Here is a 14,974-nt window from a genome sequence, read left to right as displayed (position 1 = left end):
CAGTCAAATACATGCCGCCGTATCCAGTAAGTATGGCGAGATCAGCACTTGACCCATCTGCACAAGCTTTGTGAAAGCCTTCTAGCGGATAGCGATAATATCCTGCATTCGATTTGGAGCCCACTAAAAGTAGAAGTCCAGTCAATAACAAAAATGTCCAAGCTTTCATGGCCTACCCCATCTTTCGCAAATATTGAGGATTTCGAATTTGCTGTAGTTAGTTGTGTTCATCGTGTCAACTAAGCAAGTGCACCAATTTCTAGCTACTGTCGGATGGACTCCTGTTTTTCTTATGTGTCCTTGGGTGCACCAATTTATGTCTTCTTGTCGATACGGACGTTGGTCAAATGATTGTGCCTTGATAATCTTTGTATGACTTAGGCTTACCATGAGAAAAGGACTAGCGATAAGTTCCTTTTTCATTCTCATTACTGTAATGTAATAATTTTAGGCTTGCTGTTCGGCAGTAGTGAGTCTCTTGCCAATGAGTTATGTCTTTTTACATACGTAATGTTATTTGGATGGGCTCCGTTTGAGGGCTCTTGCGATGGCTAGCTCTTTTTGGGTGCTTAATTAGAATTAATATTGGGCCTTTTGATGTATGTCTTAGAGCTGGCTGGCTTGGCATGCGTACATGCATGGCTTGTTCCGTTAGTTGGACTCTCGGACAGTGTTGTGAGATGTGTTGTGAGAAATGTGGAAGCCATTTGACCAGCTCCTCCAAGCCACTGGCCAGCATGGGCTGCTGTACTGAGTTGGGCTTTCACCCTCTCCGTTCCAAGTACTTCTCAGGAGTTCCCACGAGGTCTCAGATCTATTGCGGGGCAATGGATTTGAAGAAACCAAAGGTTTCCTGAGTTCCCACGAATTCCGCCAAATTCTCACCCAAAAAGTATAGGAAAAGGTATAGGAAGGACTTGACTGGTATAGGAAAATATCAGAGGTATAGGAATCCTGAGATGCCTTTCACCGACTCTGAAATCAGGGCGCTGAAGGTGGGCGAGAAGATGAAAGACTTCTCCGCTGGTCCAGGACTGCGAATTCGACTGGAACCCGCCAAGAAGGGAGGCGGCAAGTCGTTCTACGGGTACATGTATTTCCCGCCTGGTGGCGGAGGGAAGAAGGTCTGGGTCTGCATCGGTCCTTATGGCAAGGGACCAGGCAAGTGGACCCTGAAAGACGCCAGGGACGAGTGGGTCCGCATCCGCACCTGGTCCCAAGAGACGGGCAAGGACCCCAGAGAACTGAAGAAGGAGGAGCGTGCGGTCGTCGTGGAGCAGCAGAAGACGCCAACGCTTGAGCGTGCTGCAACGGAGTTCTTGGAGAGGTCCCACCTGAAGAGGACGACCCTGAAGGACTACCGCAACATGCTGTTCGACCAGATCATCCCCAAGTTCGGAGCGGAGACACCGATCAAGAACCTTGCCTGGGATGCCAAGCAACCCGATGGCAAAACAGGACGGCAGGCAATCCTGGACTTCAGGAAAAAAATCGAAGGCAGAGGGTCCAAGATCGCCAGCGAGAAGATGCTTGGAGTGATGCGTGGGGTGTTTGCCTACTCGATCGACCAGGCATGGATGAACGAACCCAACCCTGCTCAGTCATCACGGTTTTCCAAGGCACAACACAAACCCCAACCGAATCCATCTCTGGACTGGGACCAGTTACCCAAGTTCTTTGATGACCTGGAGAGGAATGACCCGAACGCTGCATTGGTCATTCTTCTTGCAGTGAAGATCCTGGTGATGACCTTCCTTCGAGTTGGTTCTTTGACACCAGCAAAGTGGGACGAATTTGACTTCAAAAAGGAGATATGGACAATTCCTGCAGATCGAATGAAGACAGGTAAGAGTCATAAAGTGCCGTTAACTGCACCGATTAAAGATGTTTTAAATCGACTGCATACTTTTACAGGAGAGACTGACTATGTCTTCTTCTCTCCAAGAGGAAGGGAGTATCAACATGTGCACCGTGATTCACTCAATGCTCATCTCAAAAAAATGGGATACAAGGGTCTAACGACTGCTCATGGATTCAGGCACCTTGCTCTTACCGCGGGACAAGAGGTGCTCAAGGTTGATCATGAGATTATTCAACGACAGATGGCGCACTCTTTTGGAGACAAGATACGTGGTTACTACGACAAGTCCCAGATGCTGACTGAGAGAAAAGATTTTATGATTGCTTGGTGTGATGCATTAGTGGAACAAGGTCTAATCACATAAATGTATCGACCAGTACATCTGGCGGTTATCCCTAATGACCGATGCTCACACAAGGCGTAATCAGATCTTTATAGTCAACGAACTAATGACGCGATCAGTGGATTTGCTTCAACGAATGAGGATTGTTGGTAGCGGGTTAATCATTGCTGCATATTTCATCACTCTTCATCTTGACGTTGTGACTGGAGTTGCTATTCACTTAACAGCAATGTTGATTTCAGTGCCTTATTTCATCAAATCTAAAGCGTGGGATGTCGTAATAATGATGACATTTCTCGTGACCATAGGAGCAGGGAGACTTGTTGCAGAAGCGATATAAATCATCTAGTTATCCGATCGAAGGAAATTTTTGTAGAAATGATTTTTCATTGTTAATCTGTTAATTCGTTATTATTTTTTCATAGGGTGTCTTATTTAATTTTATCCTTATGGGTTGTCGTGTTACGGGACTACGGGATACGGGACCTACGCAGACTTGGATTGAGCAGATTTCCGCTTCTTGCGGTGCTCTCCATGGGAGTGCTTGGAGGAGAGGTGCAGCAGGTTTGATGCCTTGGTCTCCTCCTCCACCTTGGTCAGTCGGTTGACCAGGTTCCAGGTGTCTTGAGAAGACAGTTCGCCGTCGTCGCCCCACTTGAGCGATGAGAGGTCAGCGGGGGACATTCGGACGGAAGAAATACTTACGGAGAAACTAAGTGGTTGCTAGCACCAGTCGTAGCATTGCGTCCCAAAGTTCTTGGAAGAAATTCTGAATTGATGTACGTATCGTTACTGAGCAGTTCTCTTCTGTATTGATCTGAACTGTTCTGCTGATTAGTCGGGATTGCTAAGCGTCCAGGTCTGATCAGTGAGGAAGACCTCGCATCATCCAAGTTTCATACACAAAGAAGAGAAGGAAGAAGAGGACGATTCCGACTACCAGAATTTTTCCGTTCATTCCCAATCCTCTCTTTCCCAAGGCATAACGACGTTGCACTGATTCAGGTGCACCAGTTCAGTTTTTCGACAAGTACTGGACCGGAAACAGGATCCGTAACACCAAGATCAGCAGAGATCTCTTCAAGAAGGTCTCTTACAGAATCCAGATGAGCAATCATCTGAGGTCTTGCCGCCACAAGAGACTCCTTGTTCTTGAAGACCCCCGTGAAGATAAAGGATCGTTCACCTGTTTGGGCAAAATACCCATTCATATCTGTAGGTGCTTCCCACGCGCGAACTGCCTCGACATACTTTTCGACCTCGCCCTCCTTCACTATTGTCCGAACAGAAGTCAGAAAAGACATAATCGATGAAAATGATGTCAACTATATCATCCATATCAAAAAGCAAATGTTTCATAGATCACTTTTCCCTCCAGTCCTCCCCAGCAGAGGCACATTTATAGAAGATGATGTCTGACTGGTATTCAAGTTTGATTTTCTCTGACATATGACTTTGCCTCGTGGATGCAGGGGATGGTGTTTTCAGGACCATAACCACGTTGTTCTGGATTGTCTGTATCTCTAAATTCCAGTCTCATACGCTCCGTTTTGTGGATCTGGTTAGAAGTAGCGAGGTCCTGGTGACGGATTAACGGATTTACAGTCCCAAACCAGAACTCAGGAGTGCTTCGGTGCCCCTTTTTTGGTGCCTACACGTCCTATGGAGGTCCATTCGGGGCAGCACACGCTGGACTGTTTTTGGTTATCCACCAATCCCTGATGGAGGTGGCAGGCACAGATGGGCAGGCAAAGGAAGGTCGGGTGGTAGTTGAAATATCTGCAGTAGAGGCATACATGCTCACCGTCAACTGCAGGTTGAAGAAACCTATGAGGAAGAAACCTCCATTCCTCAGGTGGGTTGGTCATGGACTATCCCGCGACTAGACCCAGAACTAATACACCTGTACCAACTGACCGCAATCTAATAGGGGTCATAGATGAGTCTCGTGTCCAGTCTCAAAAAAGGCAGAAATCGAGAACCCCTGCAAACAATGGATTTCTTGGTTGATCTTCTGATGAAAGACCAACCAACCGCATTTATCAACATTGATCACTTCCCTTCGGACGCCTGCCTCGGTTTCTTGAGTGACTGGACTAAGCATAAGTACCATCTATCGTTGGATGACGGACGGGACCTTCCCAAAGCAAATCCAGTTGGGTTCTCGCTATGACGTCTGGAACGAACGGGACGTCATCGACTGGATGAACGCACAAAATGCAAGCACCTAAAAGTGTGTTGATCGAGGACTTCTGACCCTCATTAAACATAGGTGGGGAACCAGGAGGCAGAAGGTTAAAAACTCCCTGTTTTTACTAGACTAATGGAGGAAAATCTTATTTCTGGAGATAAATCTTTCAACTCCCCCCGAAGCAAAAGTTATGTAGTCTTGTTTTGCACATAAACGTCACTTTGTGATAGGTGATACGCGTTTTACCGTTTTGACGAGGACAATAAAAAGAAAACATCCCGATGCAAGAAACAAAACTTGGCAATCCGTGCAAACGATTACACACGTATGAGTGCGGGGAAAGGCACTTTGTTCGTGTCACAAGGGGTGTCTGCCTTGAGTTTGATAAGCAATGGGATGCAGAGATGACTTTGCTTAATCTGCGTAAGTGCGGTCTTGTATCCGTATGAACCAGTGTAACCCTGTTGATAAAGCATCAGAGAATTGACCCACAGAGAAAGTAATCAAGGAAGACATACAAAAAACCCCTAACTAAATACCTACAGCACTTTCTCACCAGGGAAGTCTGAAGGCAGGGCGTTCATGCGTCATGTCTTTTTGTTTGCCTGCTCGTCTGGGTTCTGCTGAGGCACCCCATAACGGTTCCGTCCGCTTCCACCCCATGGACTTGAGGTTGCGCCAGATGGTTTCAGCGTCCTCCTGAGGGACGTATCTGCGTGCTGTCGAGGCGGCACAGGTGATTGCTGAACTGATCTAGATGGCGAAGAAGTTCCGAGAGGAACTGGAGCGTGGCGTTGCCCTGTGTCTGACTGATGCTGAGCAGTCCTTCTATGACGCCTTGGCAGACAACCCGTCAGCACAGGAACTGATGAAGGAAGACGTGCTGGCAACCATGGCAAGGGAACTGGCGGAGATGCTCCGAAAGGACGCCACCATTGATTGGCAGTTCAAGGAGAACGTCAGGGCAAAACTTCGCCTCAAGATCAAGACGCTTCTCAAGCGATACAAATACCCGCCAGATCAGCAGGTCACCGCCATTGATCTTGTGCTCCAACAGGCAGAGACCTTGGGCGAAGACCTTATAGGGGAGGCGGCATGAGAGTGCCTGGGTCCACGACCCCAAGGTCTTGATTGACCGAGGCAGAGCGATGCCCGACGGACCTCCTCTTTTGAAAGAGCGACGCCACCTTCGGAGGGAGGCAGCGGAGCAGTTATGGGGATCCCTTCAGACAGAGGGGTGGCGCAAGACAGACCCTCTCTGGGGTGATGCTGCTGAATCCTGAAATGTTCGGCAACCAGTAAGCACATTTACCCAAAAAGCGGGTTAGACCAGTTTTGTCACATGAGAACGGCGGACCCAGGAGGTCGAACACTCCTGGGTCTTTTCTTGGAAATCGTTCACAGCAATCCACATCAGTCGCCACCTGTCGGTGATGGTGGTGTTCGCTTGGTGTCCTTGCCCCAGGCGACCACTTCAGTTCCCGAAGGAGCGATAGGGATACCGCTCCTTTTTTTGTGCCCATCCTCTGCATAAACCTTTGAGGTCTTCTCCTCTATCGATTCACCAGTACCTTGAAGACCAGCACAGCAAAGAACGACCAGAGCACCGTGCTGGCAAACCGTTGCTCCCAAACAAAGCGTCCTGGAGGTGTCCTCATCAGTAACTCTCCCGAAAAACCGTCGCAATGACTGATGCCAAGGAGCAGGTGAACAACGCAAAAAGAGCGAACTCCATAAGGGGCAGCAAGGGGGAACATTTCTGTCATGCCACTGGACAAACCAGGGTTGGCGTAGCGGTCCGCACTTGTGGTCATTAATGCGCGTTTCTACTGATGGCGTTGGGGTTCGCAACGGCGCGAACAGAAGTTCAGCAGTCAACCCTTTCAACTAGGAGATGAATGAAACATAGAGGAGTCAGTAGGAAACCCTTTTCTTCTTGAGTCGCTGACATCAGCGATGGTTGGTAGTTTTTGCGACCTTAGACATAAACCTCTAGCACCATATTTGAGTTGCTTCCTTTTGGTGAGGGGAGCAATGCGTCGAATCAGAGAGGGGGTGGGACCCCTCTTTTTTTTGGCAGTTCGTAAACGCGACCCACGGCACCTCATTTCCTTAAGAGAGGGTTGTACTGCTGGATGCCACGCCAGCACTTTCGACGCATCAGTCCCCTTTTGACAGGCGGCATTCCCTGCCGCCTTTTTTATGCCTACTCGTCAGGGTTCTGCTGCCTGAATTCCAAATCGGAAAGTCCCCTTAACCAGTAAGAATTGCTGCCGACGATCAGGTGGCGGGTCCCTACAACCTGAAAAAGGGAACCCCGCCATGCCTTCCAAGGACACCAAGCACCTCCAAGAAACCCTCAAGCGGGAACTCTGGAGTGAGGCAGGGGTCTGGATGCAGGAAAGAGCACAAACCCTTTGGGACGGTGGTCTTTCTGACGAAGCAGCAGCGTTGTACTCCGAGTTCGCCAGAGGACCTGCTCTGGACAAGTGACCATGAGGATCTGAGGCGGAGTATCCCTAAACCGCCTCAGGTCACTCTCACCCCTTCACCGACCAAAGTTCGGATGTGGGTCAAGTATTCGGCAAACGTCCTGGGTGCGGTGGGTTTCGTTAGCAGTTCAGGAAAAAACCATGGGTGTTCGATCCCATGGTTCAGGAGGTCTCATGACTTTGACCGACCTCGTTCTAACGCCATCCGCAAGGTCTGGTAAGTATTTGTGCTTACTTATCTTTGTATCAACACGAACCTCTGCTGGGTCCCGCGTCGCCCCGACTTGATTGCGCTCGACGTGAAATCGTCTTGGGGTGATTCCCTCGTGATTGCGCTCGACGCGAAATCGTGTTGCCCGTTTTTCGTCGTGAGATGCCACGACTCGAAGTCGTACCTGATGGGTGCTCGTGAAATTTCTCAGTCCCTGACTTGGTTTTGGAGCACGACACGCGATCGCACGTGACTTGAAATCGTGTAGAGCATTTGCCCTCGTGGACTGTTTTGTGGGGGCAAAGCGCGCATGGAGCATCAGGAGGCAGTTGATGTCCCTGAAAATTGAATCCATACGACCCTGCTTCTGAGTCTTGAATCCTCAGATCCATCGGTATGACAGTGTTTAAGCGGATTCTCTACGACCTTCTCCGTGGTATAGGAAAAGGTATAGGAATTTGAGGCGATTTGGATTTAAACGTCCCAGGTCCTCCCACGACTGCCCATATTGGGTGAAATCGACTGACACCCTCTCCGTTCTTATTCCGCTCTGAACGTTGAACAAGCTTCGTAACGGCCGAAGTTTCGTTTTCCAGGTCACTCAGGCTTGTCTGGAGTAAGCAGTCACAAATGAGGTTCGAGGGGATAGTTAGAGCCCAGAACGCGTGTTTCGCAGTTCGCTTCGTGATCTGGGAAAGCTGGTGTGAGGGATCCGGTCGATCCGCTTTGCGCCAGGGTCTTTCATAATTCAGGTACCTAGATCGGATGCATGAAGGGGCTCACGTCCAACCTTCAACGCAAACAACGGAATCGCTTACTGCTTCTGCTGACGTTGCTAGCGATTGCTGGCCTCTGCCGCTTTTCCCCATCAGCTGGACGATTGTGCTGTAGCGCTCTAGAAGCCATCAGGGGAGGGTGGTTCAGCGCTTCGTGTCAAGCCACTAATCCCAGGAACCCGTGAATCAAAAAAACCTTCAGATCAAGCAGAGAAATCGAATCGCGACCTTGATTGGCCTGCTTGCCATTGCTGCTCTTTGTCGGCTGGTGCTGCTTCCACACCTTTGATGAGAAGACTCGAATAACGCCGATGACCGCCCTGAGTAACAAGGGGCCATGGAGCGATCCGGTTGCCTGTATGCGGGGGATTGAAGAGGAATTGAGGTCGTTTCGTTTAAGGAGACTTGGCTCATATGGTCGACCTTGTTTGTACAGGGTGAAGGGCGTTCACTCAGGCACTGATTGAAGGACTTGATGTTGATTAATTGCTGCTCAATAACTGCATTGTTCTCTGGTGATGTCTGGAGGGAGCGCGTCTGGATAGTTTTTTTGTATATGATTATGAATTGGTCTCGTCGATGCACCACGAATGATGTCGAATCCACTTCCGATGTCTACGGCAACTCCACCACGTTCCTTCACGTAGGAGCAGTAAATTTCTGACCAGGGCCCACTCCCGACAAGGCATAGAGTTCCTTGTAAGTCGCAAGGTAGGTTTTTGTATAAGCGAAGTAAGAATTTTGGCTGTTTAGGTGGCTTGGTCTGGTTCTTGCTGTTGTTGCCGACAAGAATCAAATGTATCGGCTTATGTGGCCATCGTTCTTTGAAGATGTCGGCGCATTCCTTGTGGCTTGTGATGAGCAAGATTGCTTTGCTCGACTCGACCAACTTGGATAATTGTCTAAGAACCGCTATATAAAGGTGGGCTGAGGCCACTGTTGCGCCTCGAACATCACCCCGTTGGCAGAGATTTAATGTATAATGAGTTGCTCGAAAAAGTCCTGATTTTCCTCGAACCTCCTCTTTAAGTAGAGTCATGCAATCGTCGAAGGATTTGTGACGTTCGTCGTCTCTTGACCTGTAGGCGCCCCATATGCCTCGTACGCCCAAGATATCTGCTTGCCTGGCGGATGCATTCATTAGGTCTCGAATGAGTAACAGCGATAACTTGCTTGCCTCGAATGAGTCCTCTTGCATTGTTATGATGGCTCGAGCTACGTATTGGTCGAGTACCGGTGTATTTGGATATTTAAGATAGGTCATTAAGTTTCCTTCCCCGTCACCGATGCGCACCACTGAAAAAGGTTTTTGTTCTTCCAGTGCGTCGATGATTAAGTCGACAATGATATCCGATTCTGGATTGCTTATGACAGAGTAACCAGCTTTTTCGTAGGCTTTGATTCGCGCATTGTCTGAAGGGTAGCTCTGGAATTCTGATCGAATGAATTGCGCGACGAGCTTCAGTTCATCCTCTGGTATTTGGGTCAAAGGTGTTTGGTATCTTTTGTATGTTGTCATTTTATTGCTTCAAGGTAGGGATTGCCTTGAGTCGGTATCAATTGACTTAAGCTAGCAGTCTTGTTGGCTTGGCGCTGGGCATTTTTCTTGCTCCAAAAAAGCGAAGTAGAATTGATTGATTCCTGATTGACTATTGGATTCAGTTTGTTTGTTCCAGTGCAATCCGACTGAAGACGTGTTGCATGATCGTTGTTGTTCAAAGCAGCAAGGTCGTTCTTTTGAAGAAAGCTTTTGAAGGTTAAAGAGTTTTTGCCTTCGGGTCCGCGTCGTGTTCGCTCGATGCTTGCATTAATTATTAAAAGGTATTCATGAAACAATTACAAATATTGAGTTTTTGATCGTATTAATATTGAGGTGTTAGCTTTAAGGTCTTGGGTTTTTGGGTCTGCAGGTCATATTCTCGATTATTCCCGGAGTTTACTGTTTGTTCAGGGAAGCTCAATTGCAGGCTTCTTGATTCTCCAGGTTCGAGATTTGCTCGACGATAGGCCTGGTGATCGGTCGACGAATTGGCTGTCAACCTTTGCTGAGATTTAAGTGCGCAAGCGTTGATCCACTACGAGTGGAAGAGTAAAACCAAGCCTTGCTTGACCTGATGAAATTCACGTTCCTCTCTGCTGAGGTCTAGTCCCACCTGCAAACCCTCCTTAAGGGCCTCATCAAAGGGCGGACTCTGTGCTGATTCGGCATCAACGAGCAGGGCTGCAATGCCCACAGCTGTGGCATGCCATCGGAACTTGGATGTTGTTCCGATATCTGGTTCAGTCAACGCTTCTTCGAGAAGGCCGTTGATAGTGAGGTTCGTGCTCGACATAACGCCAGCATCGTCAGGTGCGGCTGAGCCTGCAACGGGCTGAGAGACTTCGTTGCGTTCGGGGGTGAGTGGCGCGATGGCTCCAGCAAAGGAGGATCTGCCCCAGCGCATCGCCCTGGCCCACGAATGGTTTACACCGCGATCCACAGGCGGGGCTGAGCTGGTGGTGCAGGCGATCGATGCTTTGTTGTGCGGGCTAGATCGCACGCCGCAACTGGCGGCGCTGGTTGATGGGGAGTCATCACGGTCGGGCAGCTGGCTGTCAGGGCGCAACATCCGCACCAGCCCGATCCAGCAGTTGCCCTGGGGCATCAGCCACGTTCAGCAATATCTGCCGCTGCTGCCCCTGGCGATTGAGCAGATCGACCTAGGTGGTGCCGAGCTGGTGATCAGCAGCAGTCATCTTGTGGCCAAAGGGGTGCTGACGGCTCCGGATCAGCTGCATCTCAGCTATGTGCATACGCCTGTGCGGTACGCCTGGGATCAGATGCACGATTACCTCAGCCGTTCAGCGTTGGCGCGGAGCGGGTTCGGCCCTCTGATCCGCTGGCAGCTGCATGCCCTGCGCCAGTGGGACCAGCTCAGCGCCCAAAGGGTCGATCACCTGCTGGCAAATTCCCGCTTCACCGCCCGGCGCATTCAGAAGTTCTGGGGACGTCAGGCCCAGGTATTGCACCCACCGGTTGATGTGGAGCGCTTCCGCTGGGATGCGCCGCGCGACGACATCTATCTCTGCCTCTGCCGCCTGGTGCCGTACAAGCGGGTGGATCTGGTGGTGGAAGCCTTCAATCGCCTGGGTCTGCCGTTGGTGGTGGTGGGTGACGGCCCCGAGCGACGGCGGCTGGAAGCCTTGGCCGGTTCCACGGTCACCTTGTTGGGGCGCCAAAGCCAAGAGCAGGTGGAAGCGCTGATGTCCTCCTGTCGGGCGTTTGTGTATGCGGGTCTGGAGGATTTCGGTATCGCCCCGGTTGAGGCGATGGCAGCTGGAGCCCCGGTGATTGGACTCGGCCGTGGTGGCCTGCTGGACACAGTGCGCTGCGCCACAACTGGTCTCGATCAGGCCACGGGTGTGCTGTTCCCTCATCAGAGCGTCGGGTCGCTGGTGGAGGCGGTGAGCTGGTTCGAACAGAAGCGGATCTGGCGGCAGCTGGATGCCGCTGAGATCCGGCAGTGGGCCGAGCGGTTCCGACCTGAAGCCTTCAAGGCCCGGTTTGAGGCAACCCTCCGGCAGGCCTGGACCGCCCATCAGAGCCGCTGTGCCGTTGCAGCGAGTGACCCTGCTGGGATGTCAGCCCTGCAGCTGTGACGTTGAGTATGCCGAGACGCAAGATGAGCCTTTGGCCACGGCCTCCCGCCCTTCCTTGCGACAGGCTGCCGGGCTGGCCATCGGTCGAAGCGCCTACAAGCCGCATCTGGCAGTGATCTCAGCGCCTCCCTCGCTGTTGCCAGCCGGGACGCTGATCCGTCAGCAGAGCCGCATGGGACGGGGCATCAAGCGCAGCGGCGACGTCCTGTTTTCTCTGGCTGTTCTGGGTCTGGGCTCACCCGTCCTGCTGGTATTAGCCCTGTTGGTCAAGCTCAGCTCCCCCGGTCCTGTCTTTTATGTGCAGCGGCGCGTCGGACGCGGTTACCAGCGTTTCGGCTGCATCAAGTTCCGCACAATGCGTCCGGATGCGGATGCTGTTCTGGCCAAGGTGCTGGAGAACGATCCGGCGCTGCGTGCCGAGTACGAACGGGACTTCAAGCTGAAGCGAGACCCACGCATCACCTTCATCGGGCGATTTCTGCGCCGTTCCAGCCTGGATGAGCTGCCTCAATTTCTCAATGTGCTCCGCGGAGAGATGAGCGTTGTGGGTCCTCGGCCGATCGTGGACAAGGAACTGCAACGCTACGGCGCTTATATGGATGAGGTGGCCTCAGTCCGTCCGGGTCTCACTGGGCTGTGGCAGGTCAGCGGCCGCAACAACCTCAGCTACAAGAAACGCGTCAAGTTGGATCTCGCCTACGCCAGGGGACGCTCCTTCAACCTGGACCTGGCCATCATCCTGCGCACCTTCGGGGTGCTGCTGCTGCCGATGGATCGCGGCGCCTACTGAGTCAGTCCCAGCAGCACGATCCAGAGCAGCTCCAGGCGGATTGTCAGATTGAGGATTGTATCGATGGCTTGTCGGTCGGGTTCCGGTTGATCGGCCGCCAGCAAGGGTTTCTCGACCCAGGTCGCTCCGTAGCGGTTGCGGCCGCCGAGGCGCACCCCAGCGCAGTGGGCATAGATCGCCTCAGAACGCCCGGCGTTGGGGGAGGGGTCCGGGGCTCCGTCCTGTTCCGCTGCTTGCACTAACGCAAACCAGCGATGCCAGGGGGCGCTCACCAGCGGCAGGCTGACCATCACCAGACGGCAGGGCAGCCAGGTGAGCAGATCATCCAGCCGCGCACCTGCGGTCCCGAGCCAACGCAGCCGGCCTGAGCGGTAACCGAGCATGGAATCGAGGGTGCTGGATGCTTTGAACATCAAGGCCAGTGCCAGGGGGCCTGGCGCCGCGGGGTTTAGGCGCCACAGCAAGCATCCTGCAGCCATCCAGAACAGCGGGGCGAACAGCCCGTCCACCGCGTTTTCGGAAGCGGTTTCCGCACAGGCCCGCAGGATGCCCCCACGCTGCAGTTGGGTCACATCGCGCCCAACAATCCAACTGAGTTGTTGCCGGGCCAGCGTGGGTTCATCGGTGGCTTGTTCCGGCAAGGCCTGAAGCACCTCCATGACGCTGTCATGAAGGCTGCGACCCGCCAGAGCACTGGCCAGGGCAATCACCAGAACAGTCCAGCCGATGACACCGGCCATGCGGCTGACCCATTCGATTGCCCAGCCAAGCAGACCACTGCTGACCACCAGAACCACGGTGATGAGTCCACCGCTGATCCGAAGTCTCCAGGGGGCGTCCCTCGCCCACGACTCCAATCCACGACGCAGGGCCTGGATCCACCAGCCCATCACCACCACTGGATGCAGCATCCAGCGGGGGTCTCCCAGGAACCAATCCAGCCCGGTGGCGGCGGCTACCGCCAGAACACCGGGCTGGAGCGCCATAGCTTCAGGCGTCCTTCAGCCAGCTGAACATCGAACGTAGGCCCTTGCCCACCTTTTCGATCGGGTGTTGGGAGTCGCGGTCGCGCACCTTCTTCATCTCCGGCTTGCCGGCCTCACATTCGGCCACGAAGTTCTTGGCAAAGGTGCCGTCCTGGATGTCAGCCAGAACCCGCTTCATCTCGGCCTTTGTGTCGGCAGTGATCAGCCGAGGCCCGCTGACGTAATCGCCGTATTCCGCAGTGTTGGAGATGGAGTCACGCATCGAGGTAAGACCACCTTTCACCATCAGATCCACAATCAGCTTCACCTCGTGGAGGCACTCGAAGTAAGCCAGTTCAGGCTGGTAACCCGCCTCCACCAGGGTCTCGAAACCAGCCTTCACCAGCTCGGACAGACCGCCGCAGAGCACCGCCTGTTCACCGAACAGATCGGTTTCGGTTTCTTCCTTGAAGTTGGTTTCGAGAATGCCGGCACGGGTGCCGCCAATTCCCTTGGCGTAGGCCATGGCCAGGCCACGGGCCTGACCGGAAGCGTCCTGCTCGATCGCGAACAGCGCAGGAACACCCTGGCCGTTCTGGTACTCCCAGCGCACGGTGTGGCCAGGACCCTTGGGGGCGATCATCACCACATCCACATCGGTGGGGGGCTTAATCAGCTCGAAACGGATGTTGAAACCATGGGCGAAGCTCAGCACCTTGCCGGACGTGAGGTGGGGAGCGATCTCCTTCTCGTAGACGTCCTTTTGGAACTCGTCGGGCAGCAGAACCATCACCCAGTCGGCTTTGGCGGATGCATCGGCCACGCTGAGGACCTCCAAGCCATCAGCCTTGGCCTTGTCTGCGGAGCGGCTGCCGTCGTAGAGGCCCACAACCACGTTCACGCCACTGTCCTTCAGGTTCAGGGCGTGGGCATGGCCCTGGGAGCCGTAGCCAATGATGGCAACGGTCTTGCTATTCAGCAGACCGAGATCGGCGTCGGAGTCGTAAAAGAGCTGGGCCATCCTGGGCGGGCGTGCGGAGCTGTGCGATGCACGAGCTTACGAAGTGGCCGTCCCGAGGTTCAGGCTTCGTTGGGGTGGGAGATCACCCGATCGATCAGGCCGTAGTCCTTGGCTTCCTCGGCACTGAGGAAGTAATCGCGGTCCGTATCCTTCTCAATCTTGTCAAAGCTCTGGCCGCTCATGTCGGAGAGGGAGCGGTTGAGCATCTCCTTCATCCGCAGGATTTCGCGGGCCTCGATCTCGATGTCGCTGGCCTGACGGCGACTGGTGCCCCCCAGGGGCTGGTGGATCATGATCCGGCTGTGGGGCAAGGCGACCCGTTTGCCTTTGGTGCCAGCTGCCAGAAGGAATGCGCCCATGGAGGCGGCTAGGCCTACGCAGATGGTCACCACCTCGCTCTTCACATATTGGATGGTGTCGTAGATGGCCAGGCCGGCTGTGACTGAGCCGCCTGGAGAGTTGATGTACAGGTAGATCGGCTTGCTGCTGTCTTCCGAATCGAGATACAGCATCTGGGCCACAAGGCTGTTGGCGATGCCGTCATTAACTTCGGAACCGAGGAACAGGATCCGCTCCACCCCCAAACGGGTGTAGATGTCAACCCAGCGCTCCATCTGGCTGCCAGGGAGGCGGTAGGGAACGCTGGGAGTACCGATCGGCATGGCTCAGAGACGAGGGAAACGAA

General features: G+C 53.1%; 17 protein-coding genes. 8 read left to right on the top strand and 9 right to left on the bottom strand.

Going from position 1 to position 14,974, the window contains the following annotated elements; all coding sequences use genetic code 11:
• Nucleotides 1-959: 959 nt before the first annotated feature.
• Together TX72_RS08385 and TX72_RS15020 are read left to right on the top strand one after the other, a co-directional pair.
• The gene (locus TX72_RS08385; protein WP_011128526.1) at nucleotides 960-2,225 is read left to right on the top strand and encodes a tyrosine-type recombinase/integrase; all 1,266 of its coding nucleotides are present in this window, start codon (nucleotides 960-962) and stop codon (nucleotides 2,223-2,225) included.
• A 34-nt stretch (nucleotides 2,226-2,259) separates the two neighbouring features.
• The gene (locus tag TX72_RS15020) at nucleotides 2,260-2,544 is read left to right on the top strand and encodes a DUF8641 family protein (RefSeq protein ID WP_524902831.1); all 285 of its coding nucleotides are present in this window, start codon (nucleotides 2,260-2,262) and stop codon (nucleotides 2,542-2,544) included.
• A 146-nt stretch (nucleotides 2,545-2,690) separates the two neighbouring features.
• On the opposite strand, the gene TX72_RS08375 is transcribed toward TX72_RS15020, so the two are convergent.
• Together TX72_RS08375 and TX72_RS08370 are read right to left on the bottom strand one after the other, a co-directional pair.
• Nucleotides 2,691-2,888, bottom strand: coding sequence for a DUF8633 family putative protein (locus TX72_RS08375; protein ID WP_042503721.1), 198 nt, complete (start codon nucleotides 2,886-2,888; stop codon nucleotides 2,691-2,693).
• Nucleotides 2,889-3,205: 317 nt separating this feature from the next.
• A complete protein-coding gene (locus TX72_RS08370) occupies nucleotides 3,206-3,508 on the bottom strand; it encodes a hypothetical protein (protein WP_042503719.1) in 303 nt (100 codons plus the stop codon).
• A gap of 783 nt (nucleotides 3,509-4,291) precedes the next feature.
• On the opposite strand from TX72_RS08370, the gene TX72_RS13280 reads away from it, so the two are divergent.
• The gene (locus tag TX72_RS13280; RefSeq protein WP_011128524.1) at nucleotides 4,292-4,435 is read left to right on the top strand and encodes a helix-turn-helix transcriptional regulator; all 144 of its coding nucleotides are present in this window, start codon (nucleotides 4,292-4,294) and stop codon (nucleotides 4,433-4,435) included.
• A 512-nt stretch (nucleotides 4,436-4,947) separates the two neighbouring features.
• Here the strand turns inward: TX72_RS13280 and TX72_RS14740 are convergent.
• Nucleotides 4,948-5,079 (bottom strand): hypothetical protein, encoded by a 132-nt coding sequence (locus tag TX72_RS14740; protein ID WP_263969725.1) that lies wholly within the window; start codon nucleotides 5,077-5,079, stop codon nucleotides 4,948-4,950.
• Nucleotides 5,080-5,152: 73 nt separating this feature from the next.
• Here TX72_RS14740 and TX72_RS08360 point away from each other — a divergent pair, with 73 nt between their 5' ends.
• The 3 genes from TX72_RS08360 to TX72_RS14230 all read left to right on the top strand — a co-directional run bounded on the left by TX72_RS08360 (nucleotide 5,153) and on the right by TX72_RS14230 (nucleotide 6,888).
• Complete coding sequence (locus TX72_RS08360) at nucleotides 5,153-5,494, top strand: type I restriction enzyme endonuclease domain-containing protein (protein WP_011128523.1); 342 nt, start codon at nucleotides 5,153-5,155, stop codon at nucleotides 5,492-5,494.
• A 49-nt stretch (nucleotides 5,495-5,543) separates the two neighbouring features.
• Nucleotides 5,544-5,678 (top strand): DUF1651 domain-containing protein, encoded by a 135-nt coding sequence (locus TX72_RS13630; protein WP_011128522.1) that lies wholly within the window; start codon nucleotides 5,544-5,546, stop codon nucleotides 5,676-5,678.
• A 1,039-nt stretch (nucleotides 5,679-6,717) separates the two neighbouring features.
• A complete protein-coding gene (locus tag TX72_RS14230; RefSeq protein ID WP_158305746.1) occupies nucleotides 6,718-6,888 on the top strand; it encodes a hypothetical protein in 171 nt (56 codons plus the stop codon).
• Nucleotides 6,889-8,367: 1,479 nt separating this feature from the next.
• Here TX72_RS14230 and TX72_RS08350 read toward each other — a convergent pair.
• The 3 genes from TX72_RS08350 to TX72_RS08345 form a co-directional block, all read right to left on the bottom strand.
• Nucleotides 8,368-9,393: a GT-D fold domain-containing protein gene (locus TX72_RS08350; RefSeq protein WP_011128519.1), complete on the bottom strand. Its 1,026-nt coding sequence runs from the start codon at nucleotides 9,391-9,393 to the stop codon at nucleotides 8,368-8,370.
• On the bottom strand, nucleotides 9,390-9,710 hold the full coding sequence (locus TX72_RS13965; RefSeq protein ID WP_148228804.1) for a hypothetical protein: 321 nt from the start codon (nucleotides 9,708-9,710) through the stop codon (nucleotides 9,390-9,392). The genes TX72_RS08350 and TX72_RS13965 overlap by 4 nt, the downstream gene beginning before the upstream one ends.
• A gap of 239 nt (nucleotides 9,711-9,949) precedes the next feature.
• Entirely contained in the window at nucleotides 9,950-10,207 is a 258-nt protein-coding gene (locus tag TX72_RS08345; protein ID WP_011128518.1) for a DUF8674 family protein, read from the bottom strand.
• Between the two features lie 76 nt (nucleotides 10,208-10,283).
• Here TX72_RS08345 and TX72_RS08340 point away from each other — a divergent pair, with 76 nt between their 5' ends.
• Together TX72_RS08340 and TX72_RS08335 are read left to right on the top strand one after the other, a co-directional pair.
• A complete protein-coding gene (locus TX72_RS08340) occupies nucleotides 10,284-11,513 on the top strand; it encodes a glycosyltransferase (RefSeq protein ID WP_011128517.1) in 1,230 nt (409 codons plus the stop codon).
• A gap of 31 nt (nucleotides 11,514-11,544) precedes the next feature.
• Nucleotides 11,545-12,303, top strand: coding sequence for an undecaprenyl-phosphate galactose phosphotransferase family protein (locus TX72_RS08335; protein ID WP_011128516.1), 759 nt, complete (start codon nucleotides 11,545-11,547; stop codon nucleotides 12,301-12,303).
• On the opposite strand, the gene cbiB is transcribed toward TX72_RS08335, so the two are convergent.
• Genes cbiB through TX72_RS08320 form a run of 3 tightly spaced genes read right to left on the bottom strand, consistent with a single transcriptional unit; the run spans nucleotide 12,297 to nucleotide 14,951 of the window.
• Nucleotides 12,297-13,289: an adenosylcobinamide-phosphate synthase CbiB gene (gene cbiB / locus TX72_RS08330; protein WP_011128515.1), complete on the bottom strand. Its 993-nt coding sequence runs from the start codon at nucleotides 13,287-13,289 to the stop codon at nucleotides 12,297-12,299. The genes TX72_RS08335 and cbiB overlap by 7 nt on opposite strands.
• Before the next feature lie 4 nt (nucleotides 13,290-13,293).
• Nucleotides 13,294-14,289, bottom strand: a complete 996-nt coding sequence (gene ilvC / locus TX72_RS08325; protein ID WP_011128514.1) for a ketol-acid reductoisomerase — start codon at nucleotides 14,287-14,289, stop codon at nucleotides 13,294-13,296.
• 59 nt (nucleotides 14,290-14,348) lie between these two features.
• Entirely contained in the window at nucleotides 14,349-14,951 is a 603-nt protein-coding gene (locus tag TX72_RS08320) for an ATP-dependent Clp protease proteolytic subunit (protein WP_011128513.1), read from the bottom strand.
• Nucleotides 14,952-14,974: the final 23 nt, after the last annotated feature.

Source organism: Parasynechococcus marenigrum WH 8102 (assembly GCF_000195975.1).
GTDB lineage: Bacteria > Cyanobacteriota > Cyanobacteriia > PCC-6307 > Cyanobiaceae > Parasynechococcus > Parasynechococcus marisnigri.
The sequence above is the reverse complement of the archived record's forward strand: the minus strand, read 5'-3'. Positions and strand labels throughout refer to the sequence as shown.

Bases quoted from the DNA above. Each gene is read 5' to 3' on its own strand.
- TX72_RS08385 (WP_011128526.1), top strand. From the start codon at position 960: ATGCCTTTCACCGACTCTGAAATCAGGGCGCTGAAGGTGGGCGAGAAG.
- TX72_RS15020 (WP_524902831.1), top strand. From the start codon at position 2,260: ATGACCGATGCTCACACAAGGCGTAATCAGATCTTTATAGTCAACGAA.
- TX72_RS08375 (WP_042503721.1), bottom strand. From the start codon at position 2,888: ATGTCCCCCGCTGACCTCTCATCGCTCAAGTGGGGCGACGACGGCGAA.
- TX72_RS08370 (WP_042503719.1), bottom strand. From the start codon at position 3,508: ATGTCTTTTCTGACTTCTGTTCGGACAATAGTGAAGGAGGGCGAGGTC.
- TX72_RS08360 (WP_011128523.1), top strand. From the start codon at position 5,153: ATGGCGAAGAAGTTCCGAGAGGAACTGGAGCGTGGCGTTGCCCTGTGT.
- TX72_RS13630 (WP_011128522.1), top strand. From the start codon at position 5,544: ATGCCCGACGGACCTCCTCTTTTGAAAGAGCGACGCCACCTTCGGAGG.
- TX72_RS14230 (WP_158305746.1), top strand. From the start codon at position 6,718: ATGCCTTCCAAGGACACCAAGCACCTCCAAGAAACCCTCAAGCGGGAA.
- TX72_RS08350 (WP_011128519.1), bottom strand. From the start codon at position 9,393: ATGACAACATACAAAAGATACCAAACACCTTTGACCCAAATACCAGAG.
- TX72_RS08345 (WP_011128518.1), bottom strand. From the start codon at position 10,207: ATGTCGAGCACGAACCTCACTATCAACGGCCTTCTCGAAGAAGCGTTG.
- TX72_RS08340 (WP_011128517.1), top strand. From the start codon at position 10,284: ATGGCTCCAGCAAAGGAGGATCTGCCCCAGCGCATCGCCCTGGCCCAC.
- cbiB (WP_011128515.1), bottom strand. From the start codon at position 13,289: ATGGCGCTCCAGCCCGGTGTTCTGGCGGTAGCCGCCGCCACCGGGCTG.
- ilvC (WP_011128514.1), bottom strand. From the start codon at position 14,289: ATGGCCCAGCTCTTTTACGACTCCGACGCCGATCTCGGTCTGCTGAAT.
- TX72_RS08320 (WP_011128513.1), bottom strand. From the start codon at position 14,951: ATGCCGATCGGTACTCCCAGCGTTCCCTACCGCCTCCCTGGCAGCCAG.